This window comes from Streptomyces sp. NBC_01803 (assembly GCF_035917415.1).
Taxonomy (GTDB): domain Bacteria; phylum Actinomycetota; class Actinomycetes; order Streptomycetales; family Streptomycetaceae; genus Streptomyces.
Map to the genome: position 1 here is coordinate 2,961,854 of NZ_CP109073.1, position 19,045 is coordinate 2,980,898.

Below are 19,045 nucleotides of genomic sequence, written 5' to 3' on the forward strand. Positions count from 1 at the left end.
GTCCGGCGCGCCGCCGGTCCCCGCGCCCCCGGCCACCGCGGCGACCGCCTCGGCGGGCGCCGGCCGGATCAGGGCCCGCTCGGCGGCCCGCTCCAGCGGGCCCACCGCGGGAACGCAGGCCAGAAGCACGGCGGTCACGCACACGTTCAGCAGGAGGATGCGCCGCCTGGCGCGCGGGGACAGGTCCCCCCGGAAGAGCCACAGCACCACCACCGCGCCCGCCAGCGCGTTGACCACGCCGGTGCACAGGGCCGCGTTGAGCCGGCCGAGCAATGGCAGCAGGAGGAAGGGGAAGGCGAGCCCGCCGAGCAGGGCGCCCACATAGTCCGCCGCGGAGAGGTCGGCCACGGCCCGACCCGCGTCCTGCTCGCGGATGCGCTGGATGAGCGTCATCAGCAGCGGCATCTCGGCGCCGATGAGCACCCCCATGGCGAGCGAGAAGGCGACCAGCATCGGCCGGGCCTCGCCGAACCACAGCAGGCTGAGGTGGAGAACGGTCGCGGAGCAGCCGCCGATCAGTGCCAGCAGGGCCTCCAGCAACCCGAAGTTGACCGAGGCGCGGCGGCGCAGCCGCTTGGCGCCCAGCGAGCCGATGCCCATGGCGAAGACCATCGTGGACAGCACGATCGAGGTGTGCGTGACGGTGTCGCCGACGAGATAGTCGGCGAGGGCGATCAGCTCCAGCTCATACACCAGACCGCAGGCGGCGCAGACGAAGACCGCGACCAGCACGAGGAACCGGCCGATCCCGGCCGATACGGGCAGCGCGACGACCGGTGAGTGCGCGACCGCTGAGCGCTCGGCTTCCGGCGTCTCGATCATGAACCGAACGTTACGTCACACTTCGCGTTCGCCCTGTCACCCACAGGAGTGGACTTCTCGGGCTCCCGCGTGCCGCTGACCCTGGTGCGCGTCGCGACGAGGCGCCGTTCCCGCGGATAGGCGTGCCAGGTGCGCCAGTGGACCTGGCCGCCCCGGCGCTGGGCGAGCAGCGCGGTGAACGCGTTGGGGTCGCCCGGGAAGAGGCCGGCCAGGCCGTGCGGATGGTCGGCGACCAGCGCGAGCAGCTCCTGCGCGCGGCCGGCGAAGGATCCGGCACTCAGACTCTCGACCCGGGCGGCGAATTCGTACTCGAAGTTCCCCAGCCGCTTCGACACCCCCAGCGGCAGCGGGGTGTTGCCGCCGGCCATGCAGGCGACCGTCTCGGAGCAGCTGCCCTCCCGGGAGTCGAGCAACACCTGGTGCGAAGCCCCCAGCACCCGCAACTGCACACGGGCATCCGCCAGTTCGAGATCGAGGGTGGCCAGCGAAGGCATCGGCTCCCGGCCCAGGGCCCAGGCGAGGTCGTTCGCCCGGGTGTCGGTGTAGGCGGTGTGGATAGTGGTGAGCATGGGTCGGCTCCCGCGTGCGCGCAGTTGAGGGTGGCGCGGACCGCCCCTCCGGAGACAACGGGAATACCGAACCATGTAACACGCCTCCCCCACAGCGGTTTTACCTATCTTCGCCGGATATCCATCCCATCGGGGACAGTGTGGGTCACTTGTTCACCAATCGCTCGACCGCATTACGAACACTTATGCCCGTTCAACGCGCGAAGACCCTTTCAATTCACCCCGATTGGTCCTGAAAACCACCCAACTCCCGATAACGACTCAGCGTTCTTCACATCTCGACTGCACAACGGCCACTCTTGCGCACTTGTTAGCGAGCGTGATGGTGAGGAAGCTCTCCGCAACTTCACACCTCAAGTCACCAACCGCGGAAGGCCCATTGATGACCCGATTCGGCAGAACGTCGAAACTCGTCGCGGTCGTGCTGGGAGGAGCCCTCGTGCTCTCGGCATGCAGCAGCGACGACGACGGCGACGAGGAGACGAACGAGGGCGGCGGCGGCCCCACCGGCACCGTGACCTACGCCATGGCCCAGCCGTTCCAGAGCTACAACAACGCCACGGCGGGCGCCAACTCCGTGGCGAACGGGCAGGTCATGGAGCAGGTGATCTCCGGCTTCTGGAGCTTCGGCGACTCGGACGGGCAGCCCATACCGAATGAGGACTTCGGCACCTTCGAGCAGACGTCCGAAGACCCGCTGACCGTCGAGTACACCATCGACGACGCGGCCGTGTGGTCCGACGGCACCGCCATCGACTGCGACGACGTCCTGCTCTGGTGGACGGTGCAGAGCGGCGCGTTCGACGGCATCTTCTCCGCCGTCGGCACGCAGGGCGTCGAGGACACCGCCATGCCGGAGTGCGCCCCCGGCGACAAGTCGTTCACCCTGGTCTACGACAAGCCCTTCGCGGACTGGGTGACGGCCGGCCCCGGCCACGGCAACAACGCCATGCTCCCCGCGCACGTCGTCGCCGAGCAGGGCGGCTTCGCGACGCCCGAGGAGTTCCTCACCGCGCTCCAGGGCGACGACGCGGCGCCGCTGGAGGAGGCCGCGACCTTCTACAACGAGGGCTGGCTGATCACCGGATCGCTGCCCGACCCGTCGCTGATCCCGTCCTCGGGCCCGTACGTCATCACCGGCTACGAGCCGGAGCAGTCCGTCACCCTGTCCTACAACGACAAGTGGTGGGGCGAACCGCCGGCGGCCGAGACCCTCGTCATCCGCACCGTCGCGGAGGAGGAGCAGGTCCAGGCCCTCCAGAACGGCGAAGTCGACATCATCGAGCCGCAGCCCACGGTGGACCTCGCCAACCAGATCACCTCGGCGTCCGGCATCCAGTCCGAGGTGGGCGAGGAATACACCTACGAGCACCTCGACTTCAACTTCAACGACGGTCCGTTCGCCGACTCGCTCGCGCTGCGGCAGGCGTTCTCCCTCTGCGTGCCGCGCGAGCAGCTCGTGGAGAACCTGATCCAGCCGGTCGTACCGGACGCGACGGTCAAGGAAGTCCGCAACGTCGCCCCGTGGGACCCTGGCTTCCAGGAAGCCGTGGACGCCTCGGCCGACACCGTCGCCGAGTACGGCGTCCAGGACATCGACCGCGCCCGCGAGATCCTGGAGGAGGAGGACGCGGTCGGCACCACGATCCACATCGGCACGCTGGAGAACCAACGCCGTCTGGACGCCGGCGCGCTGATCGAGGCGAACTGCGAAGAGGCCGGGTTCGATGTCGAGTTCGAGCCCGCCATGGACTTCTTCGACACCAACGGCGCCCTCGCCCAGAACCGTTTCGACGTGGCCATGTTCGCGTGGTCCGGCTCCCCGGACCGGTCCGGCTGGAACTCCACCTACCGCACCGTGACCGACTGCACCCCCGAGGGCAAGGGCAACAACAACGGCTGCTACTCCAACCCGGAGATGGACGATCTGCTCGACCAGGTCCTGCGCACCTCGGACCAGGCGGAGGCCGTCGAGCTGACCGCGCAGATCGAGGCGCTGCTCTGGGAGGACATGGTGACGATCCCGCTCTACCAGCACCCGGGCATCACCGCCTGGGGTCAGACGGTGGAGAACGTCGTCCCCAACCCCTCGCAGAACGGCATCGTGTGGAACGCGGACATGTGGAGCAAGAGCTGACGCGACAGCCCGGTCCCTGACCGGCTCGCGCCACCGCTCCACATCTCAAGGGGCCGGGGGGTCTGACCCTCCGGCCCCGCCGCGTATGTGCCGCGGCCCCTCACCACCTCGCCCCGTTCCCCGCCCCTGCCCCTGCCCCTGCCCCCCGATCCCCTGAACTCCAGGAGTCAGCGCATGCTCGTCTTCATCGCGCGGCGGCTCTTCGTCTCGGTCTGGGTCTTCCTCGCCTCCTCGGTCGTGGTCTTCTTCCTGGCGACGAACGTCAAAGACCCCCTGGCCGAGGCGCGACAGCTCCCCGACACCTCGCGCGACAGCGCCATCGCCGTCATCACCGAGCGGATGCACCTCGACGACCCGCTCATCGTCCGCTACTTCCGGTGGCTCGGAGGCGTCTTCTCGGGCGACCTCGGCGTCAACCGTCAGGGGCAGGACGTCAACTCCATGCTGGAGAGCGCCTTCTCGGCCACCATCCAGCTCATCACCGGCGCCACCGTGCTCGCCGTCGTCGTCGGCATCACCATCGGAGTGATATCGGCCCTGCGCCAGTACACCGCGCTGGACCAGACCGTCACCTTCGTCGCCTTCATCTGCTTCTCGCTGCCGCTGTTCTGGGTCGGCACCCTGCTCAAGCAGTTCCTCGCCATCGACTTCAACGACTGGCTGACCGACCCCGAGATCAGCCCGCTGTTCATCGGCGCGATCTCGCTGCTCGCCGGTCTGTTCTGCGGCTCGCTCGTCGTCGGCGACCGGCGGTCGCGGATCACCGCGTTCGCCTCCGCCGCCACGGCCATGGCCGTGCTGCTCGCCGCGCTGTCGGCCACCGAGTGGTTCGCCGACCCGGGCCTCGGACCGATCGTCGTCGGCCTCACCGCCGTCGCCGCCGCCGTCGGCTTCACCGCCCTGGTCAGCGGCGTGGCGTGGAAACCGCCGCTCCAGGCGGCGCTGATCGCCGCCGCGCTCGGCATCGTCGCCTCGCTCGCCCTCGATCCGGTGCTGGACGACCCCGACCTGATCACGCTGCTCGGACTCGCGGCGCTGACCGCCGCCATCTGCTTCGGGCTCGGCTGGTATCTCGGCGGTGACCTCTACCGCCGCTCCGCCATCCCGGCGGCCGTCCTCACCGGCCTGTTCGGCGGCGCGGTCATCTTCACCGACCGGATGCTCCAGTCCTTCGACGACTACAGCGAGTCGGTGGGCGGCCGACCCGTCTCCACCATCGGCGCGAAGACCCCCAACTACGAGGGGACGTTCTGGGAGACCGGCCTGGACTCGTTCGGCCACCTCGCGCTACCGACGCTGGCCCTGGTGCTCATCTCCCTGGCCACCTACACCCGTTACACCCGCGCGAGCATGCTCGAAGTGATGAACCAGGACTTCGTGCGCACCGGCCGGGCCAAAGGGCTCAGCGAACGGGCGGTCGTCACCCGGCACGTCCTGCGCAACGGACTGATCCCGATCACGACCCTGGTGGCCTACGACATCGGCACGATCGTCGGCGGCGCCGTGGTGACGGAGCAGGTGTTCGGCTGGTCAGCCATGGGCCGCCTGCTGTTCACGGGCATCGAGCAGGGCGACCCCATGCCGATCATGGCGTTCTTCCTGGTGTCCGGCGGCGCGATCGTCGTCTTCAACATGATCGCCGACATCACCTACGCCTTCCTCGACCCGCGCATCCGGCTGTCGTAAAGGAGACTTGGCCATGACGCAGAACGCGCAACCGGCCGGAGCCGGGAAGGCACCGGCGGCCGTCTCCGGCGCGACATCCGACGCCGCGCAGGGACTCACCATCGTCGCCCGCTCCCAGGGACAGCTCGTCCGCCGCCGGTTCTTCCGGCACCGGGGCGCCCTGGCCGGCATGATCCTGCTCGTCCTGGTGGTCGGGCTGGCGGTCAGCTCCATCGGCGCCGGCCCGGTCCCCGGCTGGTGGGACAAGGACCCCACCTCGACCGGCGCCGTCACCGGCGGCGGCGACCCCACCCTCTCGGTGCTGCCCGGCTTCCTCGGCGGCGGCGGTGTCCACCTGGGTGAACACCCCTTCGGCCAGGACAACATCGGCCGCGACTACTTCGCCCTCACCATGCGCGGCACCCAGATATCCCTGGTGATCGCCATCATCGTCGGTCTGGTCGCCACCTTCGTCGGCACCGTGATCGGCGCCACCGCGGGCTACTTCCGCGGCCGGACCGAGTCCGTCCTGATGCGCACCACCGACGTGGTGATCGCGGTCCCGACGCTGCTGCTGGCCGGGCTGATCGGCGTGATCATCGCCGACAAGGGCATCTTCCTCTTCGCCCTCTTCCTCGGCCTGTGCCTGTGGACGCAGATCGCCCGGCTGGTGCGCGGCGAGGTGCTCGCGCTGCGGGAGAAGGAGTTCGTGGAGGCGGCCCGCTCGGTCGGCACCCCGTCGGCCCGGATCATCTTCAAGCACATCCTGCCCAACACCGTGGGCATCATCATCGTCTCCGCGACGCTGATGATCGCCAGCGCGGTGCTGCTGGAGTCCTCACTGTCCTTCCTCAACCTCGGGGTGCAGCCGCCGGACACCTCGCTGGGCAGGCTCATCACCGACTACCGCACGGCGCTGACCGTCCGGCCCTGGCTGTTCTACTGGCCCGGCGCGTTCATCATCGTCATCGCCCTCTCGGTGAACTTCATCGGCGACGGCCTGCGCGACGCCTTCGACCCCCGACAGACCCGGGTGCGTGACTGATGTCTTCCCTTACCCCACCTGTGAACCCCCCGACCGCGCCCGCCGTCCCGGCCGTCGAGGCGGCGGTGACCGAGGCCGCCGACGAGGTCCACGAGGCCAGGACACTGGCCGACGCGCGGCCACCGTCGGACGAGGAGATCCTCGCCGTCGAGAATCTGACCGTCGAGTTCCCCACCGACGACGGCGTCGTCAAGGCCGTGCGCGGCGTCGACTACACCCTCCACGCCCGCGAAGTGCTGGGCATCGTCGGCGAGTCGGGCTCCGGCAAGTCGGTCTCCTCCATGGCCGTCATGGGCCTGCTGCCGAAGAACGCCCGCATCCGGGGCAGCATCCGCTACCGGGGCCAGGACCTGCTGACGCTGCGCCCCAAGGAGCAACGCGACCTGCGCGGCCGGAAGATCGCCATGATCTTCCAGGACCCGATGACCTCCCTGAACCCGGTGCGCACGATCGGCGACCAGCTGGCGGAGGCGGTGCTCGCCCACCATCTGGTGCCGCGCAAGCAAGCGCTGGCGCGGGCCCGGGAGATGCTCGACCTGGTCGGCATCCCGCAGGCCGACCGGCGGCTGAAGGCGTACCCGCACGAATTCTCCGGCGGCATGCGGCAGCGCGTGATGATCGCCATGGCCATCATCAACGACCCGGACGTGATCATCGCGGACGAGCCGACGACCGCGCTGGACGTGACCGTTCAGGCGCAGATCCTGGAGAAGCTCCTGGAGGTCAAGGACGCGGTCAACGCGGCGATCCTGATGATCACGCACGACCTCGGCGTGATCGCGGGCATGGCCCACCGCACGCTCGTGATGTACGCGGGCAAGCCGGTGGAGATCGGCGAGACCGACCAGGTCTTCTACGAGCCGCGCATGCCGTACACCGCCGGGCTGCTCGGCTCCATCCCGTCCCTGGAGGGCGAGCGCGACGCCCGCCTGCGGCCCATCGCCGGCACCCCGCCGTCGCTGATCAGCCTGCCGGCCGGCTGCCCGTTCTCCCCGCGCTGCCCGCTGGCCACCGGTGTGTGCCGGGAGACCGAGCCGGAGCTGACCGAGGCGGCGGAGAGTCACCGGGCCGCCTGCCACCACAGCGACGAGCTGGCGGCGGCCGAGGACCCCACCGCGTTCTTCCGCGCGTCCTCGTCCGCCGAACCCGCGCCGACCGAACCCGCGCCGACCGAGTCCGAGGAGGGCCGATGACCACCATGACGACGTCGAAGGAGCTGCTGCGGGTCACCGATCTGGTGGTGAACTTCCCCGTGCGCGGCGGCGGCCTGATCCGGCGCGTCGTCGGCCAGGTACAGGCCGTCAGCGGCGTCTCGTTCACCGTCGCCGAGGGCGAAACGCTGGGCGTGGTCGGGGAGTCGGGCTGCGGCAAGTCCACCACCGGCCGGGCCGTGCTCCAGCTCATCACACCCACCTCGGGCTCGGTCACCTTCGACAGCCAGGAGATCACCGGTCTGTCCACGTCCCAGCTGCGGGCCGTGCAGCGCAAGGCGGGCATGGTCTTCCAGGACCCGTACGCCTCGCTCAACCCCCGGCTGCCGGTGAACGACATCGTCGCCGAGCCGCTGAAGGTGCAGGGCGTCTGGCGTGACGGCGGCAGGGCGCGGGTGGCCGAGCTGCTCGAACTGGTCGGCCTGAGCCCGGAGCACGGCAACCGCTACCCGCACGAGTTCTCCGGCGGCCAGCGCCAGCGCATCGGCATCGCCCGTGCGCTGGCCCTCCAGCCCAAGCTGCTGGTGCTGGACGAGCCGGTCTCCGCGCTCGACGTGTCGGTGCAGGCCGGTGTGGTGAACCTGCTGGAGGACCTCCAGGACCGGCTGGGCGTCGCCTACGTGTTCATCGCCCACGATCTGTCCGTGGTGCGGCACATCTCCGACCGGGTCGCCGTGATGTACCTCGGCAAGGTGGTGGAGACCGGCACCCGCCGGGACGTGTACGAACGGCCGCAGCACCCATACACCCAGGCGCTGTTGTCGGCGGCGCCGCTGGCCGACCCGAGGAAGGAGCGCAGGCGGCGGCGGACGGTGCTCACGGGCGACGTGCCCAGCCCCCTCGATCCGCCCAGCGGCTGCCGCTTCAGGACCCGCTGCTGGAAGGCCCAGGACATCTGCGCCACCGAGGAGCCGGCCCTGATCAACCGTGGCTCGGACCACCCGGTCGCCTGCCACTTCGCGGAGGAGGCCGACGTCATCTGACGCCCCCCGGGTCCCGCCCGCCCCGCGACGGTGGGCGGGGCCCGGAGCGACATCTCGGCAACTGCCAACGGCAACTGCCTTGTTGCCAGTCTCCCCGGCATCGGTCGTTTCACGCCCCCGCTCCGGCCTTCGGTGCTACTCATGGGTCCCGGCTCCGTCACACCGACGCCAAGGGGAGGGCACGGCTCACGAGGGAATCCCGGGACCTCTCGCTCCGCCGAAGAGCTCACTGCCACCGGCGAGAAGGCTCCTGGCCGCGAACCTACGCGAGCTGTCACGGGCCTGGGCGCCAGCGTCCGCCGCTACGCGGCCCGCCGGCATCGGGACCCCGGCTCCGTCTCCCGCTGTCTCAACGGAACCGCACGCCGCCCTGGGAGGACATGCTGCGGCGGATGGCCGACCGGCAGGAGGAGCGCTGGGAGGAGGTCAAGAGGACCACGCGGGGAGAAGGTCAGGAAGGACCGGATGGACCGGATGGACCGGATGGACCGGGTTCGTGGGTTCGCCCGGTCGGCGCGGCGGCTTCCGGAGACGCTGCGAGCAGCCGCTCGACCCGCTCGACCTTGGCGGTCAGGCCGTCCGTGACACCGTCGCGCAGGTCGGCCTTGAGGACGAGGCTGACCCGCCCGGAGCGGGCGCGCACGGCCTCGACCGCCCGTTTGACGACGTCCATGACCTCGTCCCACTCGCCCTCAAGGCTGGTGAACATGGCGTCGGTGCGGTGCGGCAGGCCGCTGGCGCGGACCACGCGCACGGCCTCGGCGACCTCCTCGCCCACATCCTCGCCGGTGCCGATGGGCGTCACGGAGAACGCGATGATCACGCGCCGTCCTCCCCGGGGGCACCCGGGGCCCCGGCGTTCCCGCTCCCGCCGCTGTCACCGTCCGCGTCGGCGTCCGCGGACTCCTCGACGTCCTTGGCCAGGCCGAGGCGCTCCACGATCCACTTGTCGAACTCGCCGGCCGCGCGCACCCAGCTCACCAGGCTCGCCACGAAGTGGTCGAACGCGACCCCGGCCCCGAGCAGCAAGTGGAAGTCCCCGACCATCCGGACGACACCGTCGTCCTGGGTGTGGGTGTAGACCTTGGGCCACAAGGACGAGTGGTTCCACTCGTCGACGCTCTCCAGCAGCCGCGGCTTGTCGTCGATGCTGTGCGGGTGGCTGTAGAACGTCCGCACGATCAGCATCCGCTGCCGTTCCTCGCCGCGGAACATGAAGTAGACCCGGAAGTTCTTCCAGGGGGCGACGACGTCGCCCTCCTTGTCCAGGACGTACTTCACCTTCATCCGGTCCAGGAGCTGCTTGATCAGGTCCGGGTTCGGCATGATGGGCCCGGTGGGCTTCTTGGCCTGCGGCGCGCTCTTCTGCTTGTCCGGCGGACCTCCGAAGCTCGGGATCGCGGACGGATCGACAGACACGGGATGAGTCCCTTCCTACGACTGCGGGCTTTCCCCATCCTCCCCCATACCGGCTCCGGGCACATCATCGGACCGCAGCCGGTATGGGATCGGATCGGGATCGGGACAGCCGGGGGGCAGGGTCAGGCCGGGCGCACGGCCTCGATCGTCAGCCCGCCGTCCAGCGCCACGTCCACCCGGACGGTGTCGCCGTCCCGCACCTCGCCGCCGAGGATCTTCCGGGCCAGCGGGTCCCCGATCGCGGTCTGCACCAGCCGCCGCAGCGGGCGGGCGCCGTACGCCGGGTCGTTCCCCTCGTCGGCCAGCCAGCCGAGGGCGAGCTGGGTGACGTCGAGGGTGAGCCGCCGGTCGGCCAGCCGCCGTTGGAGCGAGTCGATCTGGAGCCGCGCGATGCGGCCCAGCTCCTCGCCGCCGAGCGCGCCGAAGATCACGATGTCGTCCAGCCGGTTGAGGAACTCGGGCCGGAACGCGGCCCGCACCGCCGCCAGCACCTCCTCGCGCCGGTCGGCGGCCTTCATGAGCCCCTCCTGCCCGAGGCCGGGCGAGGAGAGAGCGTCAACCAGGTGCTGGCTGCCGAGGTTGGAGGTGAGGATGAGGATGGTGTTGCGGAAGTCGACCGTCCGGCCCTGGCCGTCCGTCAGCCGTCCGTCGTCCAGCACCTGGAGCAGGATGTCGAAGACCTCGTGGTGCGCCTTCTCCACCTCGTCCAGCAGGACCACCGTGTACGGGCGCCGCCGCACCGCCTCGGTGAGCTGGCCGCCCTCCTCGTACCCCACATAGCCGGGGGGCGCGCCGACGAGCCGGGCCACCGAGTGCTTCTCGCCATACTCGCTCATGTCGATGCGGACCATGGCCCGCTCGTCGTCGAAGAGGAAGTCCGCCAGCGCCTTGGCCAGCTCCGTCTTGCCCACGCCGGTCGGGCCCAGGAAGAGGAAGGAGCCGGTGGGCCGGTCCGGGTCCGCGACGCCGGCCCGGCTGCGGCGCACCGCGTCCGAGACGGCCCGCACGGCCTCGGTCTGGCCGATCAGCCGCTTGCCGAGCCCCTCCTCCATGCGCAGCAGCTTCTCGGTCTCGCCCTCCAGCAGCCGCCCGGCCGGGATGCCGGTCCAGGAGGACACCACGTCCGCGATGTCGTCCGGGCCGACCTCCTCCTTGACCATGGTGGTGGCCGCGGCCTCCTGCTCGGCCTCGGAGGCGGCGGCCAGCTCCCGCTCCAGGGCCGGGATCTCGCCGTAGAGCAGCTTGGAGGCGGTCTCGAAGTCGCCGTCGCGCTGGGCGCGTTCGGCCAGGCCGCGCTGCTCGTCCAGCCGCTCCTTCAGCTCACCGACCCGGTTCAGGCTCTGCTTCTCCTTCTCCCAGCGGGCGGTGAGGCCCCGCAGCTCCTCCTCACGGTCGGCCAGCTCGCGCCGCAGCCGGGCCAGCCGCTCCTGGGAGGAGGCGTCGGACTCGTTGACGAGCGCCATCTCCTCCATCTTCAGCCGGTCGACGGAGCGCTGGAGCTCGTCGATCTCCACGGGCGAGGAGTCGATCTCCATCCGCAGCCGCGAGGCGGCCTCGTCCACCAGGTCGATGGCCTTGTCCGGCAGGAAGCGGGAGGTGATGTACCGGTCGGAGAGCGCCGCGGCGGCCACCAGGGAGGCGTCGGCGATCTGCACCTTGTGGTGCGCCTCGTACCGGCCCTTGAGGCCGCGCAGGATCGCGATGGTGTCCTCGACGCTGGGCTCGGCGACCAGCACCTGCTGGAAGCGGCGCTCCAGGGCGGCGTCCTTCTCGATCCGCTCGCGGTACTCGTCCAGCGTCGTCGCGCCGACCATGCGCAGCTCGCCGCGGGCCAGCATGGGCTTGAGCATGTTCCCCGCGTCCATGGCCGAGTCGCCGCCGGCGCCCGCGCCGACGACCGTGTGCAGCTCGTCGATGAACGTGATGATCTGGCCGCCGCTGTCCTTGATCTCGCCCAGCACGGCCTTCAGCCGCTCCTCGAACTCGCCCCGGTACTTCGCCCCGGCGACCATGGCGCCGAGGTCCAGCGAGACGAGCCGCTTGTTCTTCAGCGACTCGGGAACGTCGCCCTTGACGATGCGCTGGGCCAGGCCCTCCACCACGGCGGTCTTGCCGACGCCGGGCTCGCCGATGAGAACGGGGTTGTTCTTGGTGCGGCGGGAGAGCACCTGCACCACGCGCCGGATCTCGTGGTCCCGGCCGATCACCGGGTCGAGCCGACCCTCGCGGGCCGCCGCCGTGAAGTCCGTGCCGAACTTCTCCAGCGCCTTGTAGACGCCCTCGGGGTCGGCCGTGGTGACGCGCTGCTCGCCGCGGCTCGCCTGGAAGGCGTCCAGCAGCTTGCGGTCGGCGGCGCCCTGGCCGGTGAGCAGATCGCCGGCCCGCCCGCCCTTGGCGGCCAGCCCGATCAGCAGGTGCTCGGTGGAGACATAGGCGTCGCCCAGCTCCTTGGCGCGCCGGGCGGCGTCGGCGAGCACGGCCAGCAGCTCGCGGTCGGGCTGCGGCTTGGCGACGGACGCGCCCTGCACGCTGGGCAGCGCCGCGAGCAGCCGCTCGGCGCCGGAGCGCAGCGCGGCCTGGTCGGCGCCGACGGCCGCGAGCAGGTCCCGCACGTTCTCGTTGTCCTGGCCGGAGAGCAGGGCCAGCAGCAGGTGCGCGGGGGTGATGTCGGGGTGGCCGCCGGTCAGGGCGCGGTCGTTGGCCGCGCTGATCGCGTCCCGGCTCCTGTTGGTCAGCTCGGCGTTCACTGGGCCGTCTCCTCCATGAGCATATGATCTTGAAAAGCTAAGCCTGCTAGATCCAACGTACGATAAGTTGAGTCTATTCCACTCAAGCCGCTTTCGGTGGAGCTCTCCGGCCCTGATATCGCCGCTCGTGACCGCGCTGACGATCCGCCGGCCGACTACGCCCCCGCCGCGGCGAGCAGCTCCCGCGCGGCCTCCGGGAACGGCCGGCCGACCACCTGTCCCTCGCCGCTGCCCACCGACATCACGGCCACCAGCGTGCCCGACTCGGTGGCCCGGTCGTAGTCCCGCAGCCAGGGCCCGCCGCTCGATCCGGCGGTCATGTCGCAGTCGTCCAGCAGCAGCCCACCGAGGTTCGGCTCCTGCGCCTCGCCCTCGGTCAGCACATCGGTCCCGCCCGCGCAGTACCGCAGCGACTCGCCGTCGTACGGCGCCGCCGCCGGGTACCCCAGCGCGGCGACCCACTCCCCCTCCTTCAGGGGCTCGAACGCGAGCCGGTTGGCGCCGTGCGCCTCCTGGACCGTGCGCCCGTCCTTCTCGGCGAGGGTGAGGAAGGCGTAGTCGTGCGGCAGGATCTCGGCCGTGTCGCGGGCGACGTCCCAGCCCTCCGGCGTGTGGAACGACGCGACCCGCCAGCCGTCCTCGCGCCAGGTGTCCCGGGCATGGTCGTAGCCGGGCACGAACCACACCTCCGGCGGCGGCTCCGGCTGCTCGCGGGTGCGCGCGCAGTGCGCGGCGGTGGCGACCACGCTGCCGTTCGGGGCGTCCACGACGGCCCCCGAACAGAGCCCGAGCCGACCGCCGCCCGCGTCCCAGATCAGCTTGCCCACGGTAGGGATGGCGCCGTCCCGCCACGGCTCGGCGGCCACGGCGGGCGGCGCGGCGACCACCAGCAGCACGGCGGCGACGGCGGCGGGTATCGGCAGTCGGGCGATTCGCATAGGGACAACCCTGTGATCACCGATCGGGCATGTCCAGTCACCGTCCGCCGAACGAGTGTGGCGCGCGCCCGCGTTGACGAGGGCCATGAGGGTGGTAAAGATCCGGCGAAGCAAGGGAGTTCGCCATCGGTGTGGACCTGTGCCGCACGGCAGGCAGCCCGGCGCGGCGCGGCGAACCCCGGCCCGGCCGGGCGGCGCCCGCGTCGCCCGCCTCTTCGCGCACCCTGGCCGAGGCCGCCGCCGATCAGGCGGACATCCCGGTCCGGGCCGCCGTCTCGCCGCTGTCCTCCACCTCCCGGCGGACCAGGAGTACGTGGTCGGCCCGCGCACGGACAGCGCGTACTACCGGGCCGTCACCTTCGACCCGGCTCCGCACACCGTGGTGCGCGGCGAGACGTTTCACCAGATCCAGCTCGGCCACCGTGTCGGCTATGTGAGAGCGAGCGATGTCGAGCTGAGGTGGTCCGCCGCGTAACCGCCACCCCGGCGCGGCCGGGACGCCGGGACGGCGGGGGCTGCGGCTAGAGTTGCTCAGCATGCCGCCGCGCCGCTACCTCGCCGCCTCGGCCGCCGCCATCCTGCTGGCCGTGCTGGTCGCGGTGGTCACTCTCCGGGGCGACAGCCCGTTCGGGGTGGACACCGCCGCGCACGACTGGGCGCTGGAGCACCGCACACCGGGCTGGGTCGATGTCTTCACGGTCATCACCGACAGCGGGAGCCGGGGCCTGCCGCACCTGCTGGCCGCCCTCGCGGGCGCCCTGGCGGCACCACGCCGGTGGTGGCTGGGCGCGCTCGCGGGCCTGGGGGCGCTGGTGCTGGCCCAGTGGCTGCGCTACGCCCTGGTCACCGCCGTGGACCGGGCCAGGCCGCCGGCCGAGGACTGGACGCGGCACGTCAACGGTGACGCGCTGCCGTCGGGCCACGCCACCACCTCGGCGCTCACCGCGATCGGCCTGGCCGCCGCGCTGCTGCCCTACTGCCACCGCACCGTCACCCGCGCGCTGGCGATCGGCGTTCCCGCCGTGTGGGCGGTGGCGGTCGGCGTCAGCCGCGTCTATCTGGGGGTGCACTGGCCGACCGACATCGTGGGTGGCTGGCTGTTCGCCACCGCCCTGTGCTGCGCGTTCCTGCCTCCGCTGGCCCGCGCCCTGGGCCGGACCCGGGAGTGAACGCGGGCCCGCGCGGGGGTCAGCCCCGGCGGTCCGGACGCCAGACGACGATCGCCGCCGAGTGGCGGACGTCCTGGTACGGGACCAGATCGCGGCGGTAGGAGGCGTGCACCTGGGCCTCGCGCTGGCGCATCGCGCTGGCGGCGCCCTCCACCGCCTGCTGGAGGTCGGCCACCGCGGCCTGGAGGGCTGCGACCTGCTTCTCCAGCTCGATGATCCGCTTGATGCCGGCCAGGTTGATGCCCTCGACCTGGGACAGCCGCTGCACCTCGCGCAGCAGCCGGATGTCCCGCGCCGAGTACCGCCGGCCGCGGCCGGCGGTACGGTCCGGGGAGACCAGGCCCAGCCGGTCGTACTGGCGCAGCGTCTGCGGGTGCAGTCCGGAGAGCTGTGCCGCTACCGAGATGACGTACACCGGAGACTCGTCGGTCAGTTCATAGGGGTTGCTGTGTCCGTTCCGGCCGTCCATCTCTCGTTACTCTCCCTTCGCGGCCTCGAACAGCCCTGCCCGAGGATCCTCGCCCTCCACCGCGGCGCGGTATTCCTCAAGGGCCTTCCGCGCCTCGTCGCCCAGCTCGCGCGGCACGGCCACCTCGATGGTGACCAGCAGATCGCCCCGGGTGCCGTCCTTGCGGACCGCGCCCTTGCCGCGCGCGCGCATCGTGCGTCCGCCGGGCGTGCCCGGCGGCAGCTTGAGCGTGACGGGCGGGCCGCTCAGCGTCGGCACCCTGATCTCAGCACCGAGCGCGGCCTCCGGAAAGGTCACCGGCACGGCGATGGTCAGATTGTCGCCACGACGGCCGAAGACCGGGTGCTCGTCGACGTGCACCACGACGTACAGGTCGCCGTTGGGCCCGCCGCGCTCGCCCGGCGCGCCCTTGCCGCGCAGCCGGATGCGCTGCCCGTCGTCCACGCCGGCCGGGATGCGGACCTGCATGGTGCGCGAGCTGGTCGCCCGGCCGCTGCCCCGGCACACGGGGCAGGGGTCCTGCGCGATCAGCCCCCGGCCCCGGCAGTCCACACAGGGGTCGGTGAGCGAGAAGCCGCCCCCGCCGCCCCGGCTGACCTGCCCGGTGCCGACGCAGGTCGGGCACACCCGCGGCGTGCCGTTCTTGTCGCCGGTCCCGGAGCACGCCTTGCAGGCCGCGCTGGACGACATCCGCAGCGGAACGGTCGCCCCGGCCACCGCCTCGGTGAAGCTGAGCGTCACCTCGGACTCGATGTCCTGGCCGCGCCGGGGCTGCGTGCGCGCACCCGGGCCCGGCCGGTTGAACAGGCCGCCGAAGACGTCCCCCAGACCGCCACCGAAGCCGCCGGCCCCGGGGGCGCCGGGCCCGGAGGGCCCGCCGGGCCCCCCGGGCTGCGCACCGCCGCCGAAGAGATCACCCAAGTCGAAGTTGAACTGCCCGCCCGCGCCGGGCCCCGGCCGGAAACCGCCGTTCCCGAAGAGGGCGCGGGCCTCGTCGTACTCCTTGCGCCGCCGGGCGTCGCCGAGCACGTCATATGCCTCGGAGACGCTCTTGAAGCGGTCCTCGGCCCTGGCGTCCCCCTTGTTCGCGTCCGGGTGGTTCTCCCGGGCGAGCTTGCGGTACGCCTTCTTGATCTCCGCCTCGGTCGCGTCCTTCGGAACGCCGAGGACCTTGTAGTAGTCCTTCTCGATGAAGTCCTTGGTGCTCATCCCCGGCGCCCCTCCTTCCGCTGACTCGGGTCTCCCGTCACGTCAGCCCTCGTCCGGGCCACCGCCGTCGTCCTTCTCGGATGCGCTCTCGTCCTGCTGGTCGGCCGGCTTGCCCGGCTGCGGCTCGGCGACGCCGACCCGGGCGGGCCGGATCGTGCGCTCGCCGATGCGGTACCCAGGCTGGAGGATCTGCACGCACGTCGTCTCGGTGACATCCGGCGAGTAGCTGTGCATCAGGGCCTCGTGCACCATCGGGTCAAAAGGCTCGCCCTCCTTGCCGAACTGCATCAGCCCCATCTTCGCGGCGACCGTCTCCAGCGACTCGGCGACCTGTTTGAAGCCGCCGACCAACTCCCCGTGGTCCCGGGCGCGGCCGATGTCGTCGAGCACCGGCAGCAGCTCGGTCAGGAGATTGGCCACGGCCATCTCCTTGACCGCGATCCGGTCCCGCTCGACCCGGCGGCGGTAGTTCTGGAACTCCGCCTGGAGCCGCTGGAGATCCTGGGTGCGCTCGCTCAGCGCCGAGCGGGCCTGGTCGAGCTGGGCCGTCAGAGCGATGTCCTGGCGGTCCTTCGCGTCCTTGGGGTCCTGCGACGCCGTCGACTCGGCGGCGCCGTCCCCGGAGGGGGCGGCGCCCCCGCCGAGCTCGTCGGAGACGGAAGACTCGGCGGGCACTTCGGGGGTCGTCGCCTCGGCGTCGGGGACCTCGGGCTCCTTGTCGAAGCCCTGCGGGTCCTGAGTCACGCCGCACCGCCCTTCGGCTTGTCGTCGTCCACGATCTCGGCGTCCACGACGTCCTCATCGGCGCCGGGGGCGGCGCTCTCGGTACCGCCGGGTGCGGAGTCGCCGGCCGCCTGGGCCGCCTGGGCGTCGGCGTACATCGCCTGTCCCAGCTTCTGGCTGGTGGCCGCGACCTTCTCGGACGCCTCGCGGATCGCCGCGGTGTCCTCGCCCTTCAGCTTCTCCTTCAGGTCGGCGATGGCGGCCTCGACCTCGGTCTTCACCTCGCTGGGGACCTTCTCGGAGTTCTCCTTGATGAAGTTCTCCGTGGAGTAGACGAGCTGCTCGGCCTGGTTGCGCGTCTCGGCGGCCTCCCGGCGACGGGCGTCCTCGTCCGCGTACTGCTCGGCGTCGCGCATCATCCGCTCGATGTCGTCCTTCGGCAGCGCGGAGCCGCCGGTGACGGTCATCCGCTGCTCCTTGCCGGTACCGAGGTCCTTGGCGGAGACGTGCATGATGCCGTTGGCGTCGATGTCGAAGGTGACCTCGATCTGCGGGACGCCGCGCGGCGCCGGGGGCAGGCCGGTCAGCTCGAACATCCCGAGCTTCTTGTTGTACGCCGCGATCTCGCGCTCGCCCTGGTAGACCTGGATCTGCACCGACGGCTGGTTGTCCTCGGCCGTGGTGAAGATCTCGGAGCGCTTGGTGGGGATCGTGGTGTTGCGCTCGATCAGCTTGGTCATGATGCCGCCCTTGGTCTCGATGCCGAGGGACAGCGGGGTGACGTCGAGCAGCAGGACGTCCTTGACCTCGCCCTTGAGCACGCCGGCCTGGAGGCTGGCGCCGATGGCGACGACCTCGTCCGGGTTCACGCCCTTGTTGGCGTCCTTGCCGCCGGTCAGCTCGCGCACCAGCTCCGCGACGGCGGGCATCCGGGTCGAGCCGCCGACCAGGACCACGTGGTCGATCTCGGACAGGTGGATCCCGGCGTCCTTGATCACGTTGTGGAACGGGGTCTTGCAGCGCTCCAGCAGGTCGGCGGTGAGCTGCTGGAACTGCGCCCGGGTGAGCTTCTCGTCCATGTGCAGCGGGCCCTCGGCCGACGCCGTGATGTAGGGCAGGTTGATCGTGGTCTCGGTGGACGAGGACAGCTCGATCTTCGCCTTCTCGGCGGACTCGCGCAGCCGCTGGAGGGCCATCTTGTCCTTGGCCAGGTCCACACCGTGCGCGTTCTGGAACTGGCGGACCAGGTGGTCCACGACGCGCTGGTCCCAGTCGTCACCACCGAGGTGGTTGTCACCGTTGGTCGCCTTGACCTCGACCACGCCGTCGCCGATCTCCAGCAACGAGACGTCGAAGGTGCCGCCACCGAGGTCGAAGACCAGGATGGTCTGGTCGTCCTTCTCCAGGCCGTAGGCGAGGGCGGCGGCGGTGGGCTCGTTGACGATGCGGAGCACGTTCAGCCCCGCGATCTCACCGGCCTCCTTGGTGGCCTGCCGCTCGTGGTCGTTGAAGTACGCCGGGACGGTGATGACCGCGTCCGTGACCTTCTCGCCCAGATACGCCTCGGCGTCCCGCTTCAGCTTCTGCAGGATGAAGGCGCTGATCTGCTGGGGGTTGAAGTCCTTGCCGTCCAGCCCGATCTTCCAGTCGGTGCCCATGTGGCGCTTGACCGAGCGGATCGTCCGGTCCACGTTGGTGACGGCCTGGCGCTTGGCCACCTCGCCGACCAGCACCTCGCCGTTCTTCGCGAAGGCCACAACGGACGGCGTGGTCCTGGCGCCCTCGGCGTTGGTGATGACGGTGGGCTCACCGCCTTCGAGAACACTGACGACGGAGTTCGTCGTGCCCAGGTCGATGCCGACCGCACGTGCCATTTCGATATCCTCCAACTACTAGCTTGAGTGCGACTGACTCAAGAGTGCCGCAGCTGTGGACCTCC

The 19,045-nt window shown here is 70.9% G+C and carries 15 protein-coding genes and 2 pseudogenes; 7 read left to right on the plus strand and 10 right to left on the minus strand.

The features are described 5' to 3' along the window. Positions 1 to 3: 3 nt before the first annotated feature. Together OIE51_RS13160 and OIE51_RS13165 are read right to left on the minus strand one after the other, a co-directional pair. Positions 4 to 822 (minus strand): annotated as a pseudogene (locus tag OIE51_RS13160) (spermidine synthase); the annotation flags it as partial. Continuing rightward, entirely contained in the window at positions 819 to 1,391 is a 573-nt protein-coding gene (locus OIE51_RS13165; protein ID WP_326597840.1) for a DUF2617 family protein, read from the minus strand. The pseudogene OIE51_RS13160 and the gene OIE51_RS13165, both read right to left, overlap by 4 nt. 382 nt (positions 1,392 to 1,773) lie before the next feature. Here OIE51_RS13165 and OIE51_RS13170 point away from each other — a divergent pair, with 382 nt between their 5' ends. The 5 genes from OIE51_RS13170 (at position 1,774) to OIE51_RS13190 (ending at position 8,432) form a co-directional block, all read left to right on the plus strand. Continuing rightward, positions 1,774 to 3,528 carry an ABC transporter family substrate-binding protein gene (locus OIE51_RS13170; RefSeq protein WP_326597841.1) on the plus strand — a complete coding sequence of 585 codons (1,755 nt, stop codon included), beginning with the start codon at positions 1,774 to 1,776 and terminating at the stop codon, positions 3,526 to 3,528. A gap of 174 nt (positions 3,529 to 3,702) precedes the next feature. Next, positions 3,703 to 5,214, plus strand: a complete 1,512-nt coding sequence (locus OIE51_RS13175) for an ABC transporter permease (RefSeq protein WP_326597842.1) — start codon at positions 3,703 to 3,705, stop codon at positions 5,212 to 5,214. A gap of 13 nt (positions 5,215 to 5,227) precedes the next feature. Beyond that, the gene (locus tag OIE51_RS13180) at positions 5,228 to 6,238 is read left to right on the plus strand and encodes an ABC transporter permease (protein WP_326597843.1); all 1,011 of its coding nucleotides are present in this window, start codon (positions 5,228 to 5,230) and stop codon (positions 6,236 to 6,238) included. After that, positions 6,238 to 7,431, plus strand: coding sequence for an ABC transporter ATP-binding protein (locus OIE51_RS13185; RefSeq protein WP_442811913.1), 1,194 nt, complete (start codon positions 6,238 to 6,240; stop codon positions 7,429 to 7,431). Before OIE51_RS13180 ends, OIE51_RS13185 begins: the two co-directional genes overlap by 1 nt. Next, positions 7,428 to 8,432 (plus strand): ABC transporter ATP-binding protein, encoded by a 1,005-nt coding sequence (locus tag OIE51_RS13190; protein ID WP_326597845.1) that lies wholly within the window; start codon positions 7,428 to 7,430, stop codon positions 8,430 to 8,432. The genes OIE51_RS13185 and OIE51_RS13190 overlap by 4 nt, the downstream gene beginning before the upstream one ends. A gap of 535 nt (positions 8,433 to 8,967) precedes the next feature. Here the strand turns inward: OIE51_RS13190 and OIE51_RS13195 are convergent. The 4 genes and pseudogenes from OIE51_RS13195 to OIE51_RS13210 all read right to left on the minus strand — a co-directional run. Continuing rightward, positions 8,968 to 9,255: pseudogene (locus tag OIE51_RS13195) on the minus strand (MTH1187 family thiamine-binding protein); the annotation flags it as partial. Then, positions 9,252 to 9,851, minus strand: a complete 600-nt coding sequence (locus tag OIE51_RS13200; RefSeq protein ID WP_326597846.1) for a YbjN domain-containing protein — start codon at positions 9,849 to 9,851, stop codon at positions 9,252 to 9,254. The pseudogene OIE51_RS13195 and the gene OIE51_RS13200, both read right to left, overlap by 4 nt. A 122-nt stretch (positions 9,852 to 9,973) precedes the next feature. Beyond that, on the minus strand, positions 9,974 to 12,598 hold the full coding sequence (gene clpB, locus OIE51_RS13205; protein ID WP_326597847.1) for an ATP-dependent chaperone ClpB: 2,625 nt from the start codon (positions 12,596 to 12,598) through the stop codon (positions 9,974 to 9,976). 155 nt (positions 12,599 to 12,753) lie between these two features. Beyond that, positions 12,754 to 13,536, minus strand: a complete 783-nt coding sequence (locus OIE51_RS13210) for a trypsin-like serine peptidase (RefSeq protein WP_326597848.1) — start codon at positions 13,534 to 13,536, stop codon at positions 12,754 to 12,756. A gap of 313 nt (positions 13,537 to 13,849) precedes the next feature. Between OIE51_RS13210 and OIE51_RS13215 the strand changes: the two genes are divergently transcribed. Next, positions 13,850 to 14,011: a hypothetical protein gene (locus OIE51_RS13215; RefSeq protein ID WP_326597849.1), complete on the plus strand. Its 162-nt coding sequence runs from the start codon at positions 13,850 to 13,852 to the stop codon at positions 14,009 to 14,011. A 61-nt stretch (positions 14,012 to 14,072) separates the two neighbouring features. Next, positions 14,073 to 14,705 carry a phosphatase PAP2 family protein gene (locus tag OIE51_RS13220; protein WP_326597850.1) on the plus strand — a complete coding sequence of 211 codons (633 nt, stop codon included), beginning with the start codon at positions 14,073 to 14,075 and terminating at the stop codon, positions 14,703 to 14,705. Positions 14,706 to 14,724: 19 nt separating this feature from the next. Here the strand turns inward: OIE51_RS13220 and OIE51_RS13225 are convergent, their stop codons facing one another. The 4 genes from OIE51_RS13225 to dnaK are packed head-to-tail and all read right to left on the minus strand — an operon-like array spanning position 14,725 to position 18,980. After that, positions 14,725 to 15,174 (minus strand): heat shock protein transcriptional repressor HspR, encoded by a 450-nt coding sequence (locus tag OIE51_RS13225; RefSeq protein WP_326597851.1) that lies wholly within the window; start codon positions 15,172 to 15,174, stop codon positions 14,725 to 14,727. 6 nt (positions 15,175 to 15,180) lie between these two features. Further along, on the minus strand, positions 15,181 to 16,383 hold the full coding sequence (gene dnaJ, locus OIE51_RS13230) for a molecular chaperone DnaJ (protein WP_326597852.1): 1,203 nt from the start codon (positions 16,381 to 16,383) through the stop codon (positions 15,181 to 15,183). 42 nt (positions 16,384 to 16,425) lie between these two features. Beyond that, the gene (grpE, locus tag OIE51_RS13235; RefSeq protein ID WP_326597853.1) at positions 16,426 to 17,127 is read right to left on the minus strand and encodes a nucleotide exchange factor GrpE; all 702 of its coding nucleotides are present in this window, start codon (positions 17,125 to 17,127) and stop codon (positions 16,426 to 16,428) included. Further along, the gene (dnaK, locus tag OIE51_RS13240) at positions 17,124 to 18,980 is read right to left on the minus strand and encodes a molecular chaperone DnaK (protein WP_326597854.1); all 1,857 of its coding nucleotides are present in this window, start codon (positions 18,978 to 18,980) and stop codon (positions 17,124 to 17,126) included. The genes grpE and dnaK overlap by 4 nt, the downstream gene beginning before the upstream one ends. Between the last annotated feature and the right edge of the window lie 65 nt (positions 18,981 to 19,045).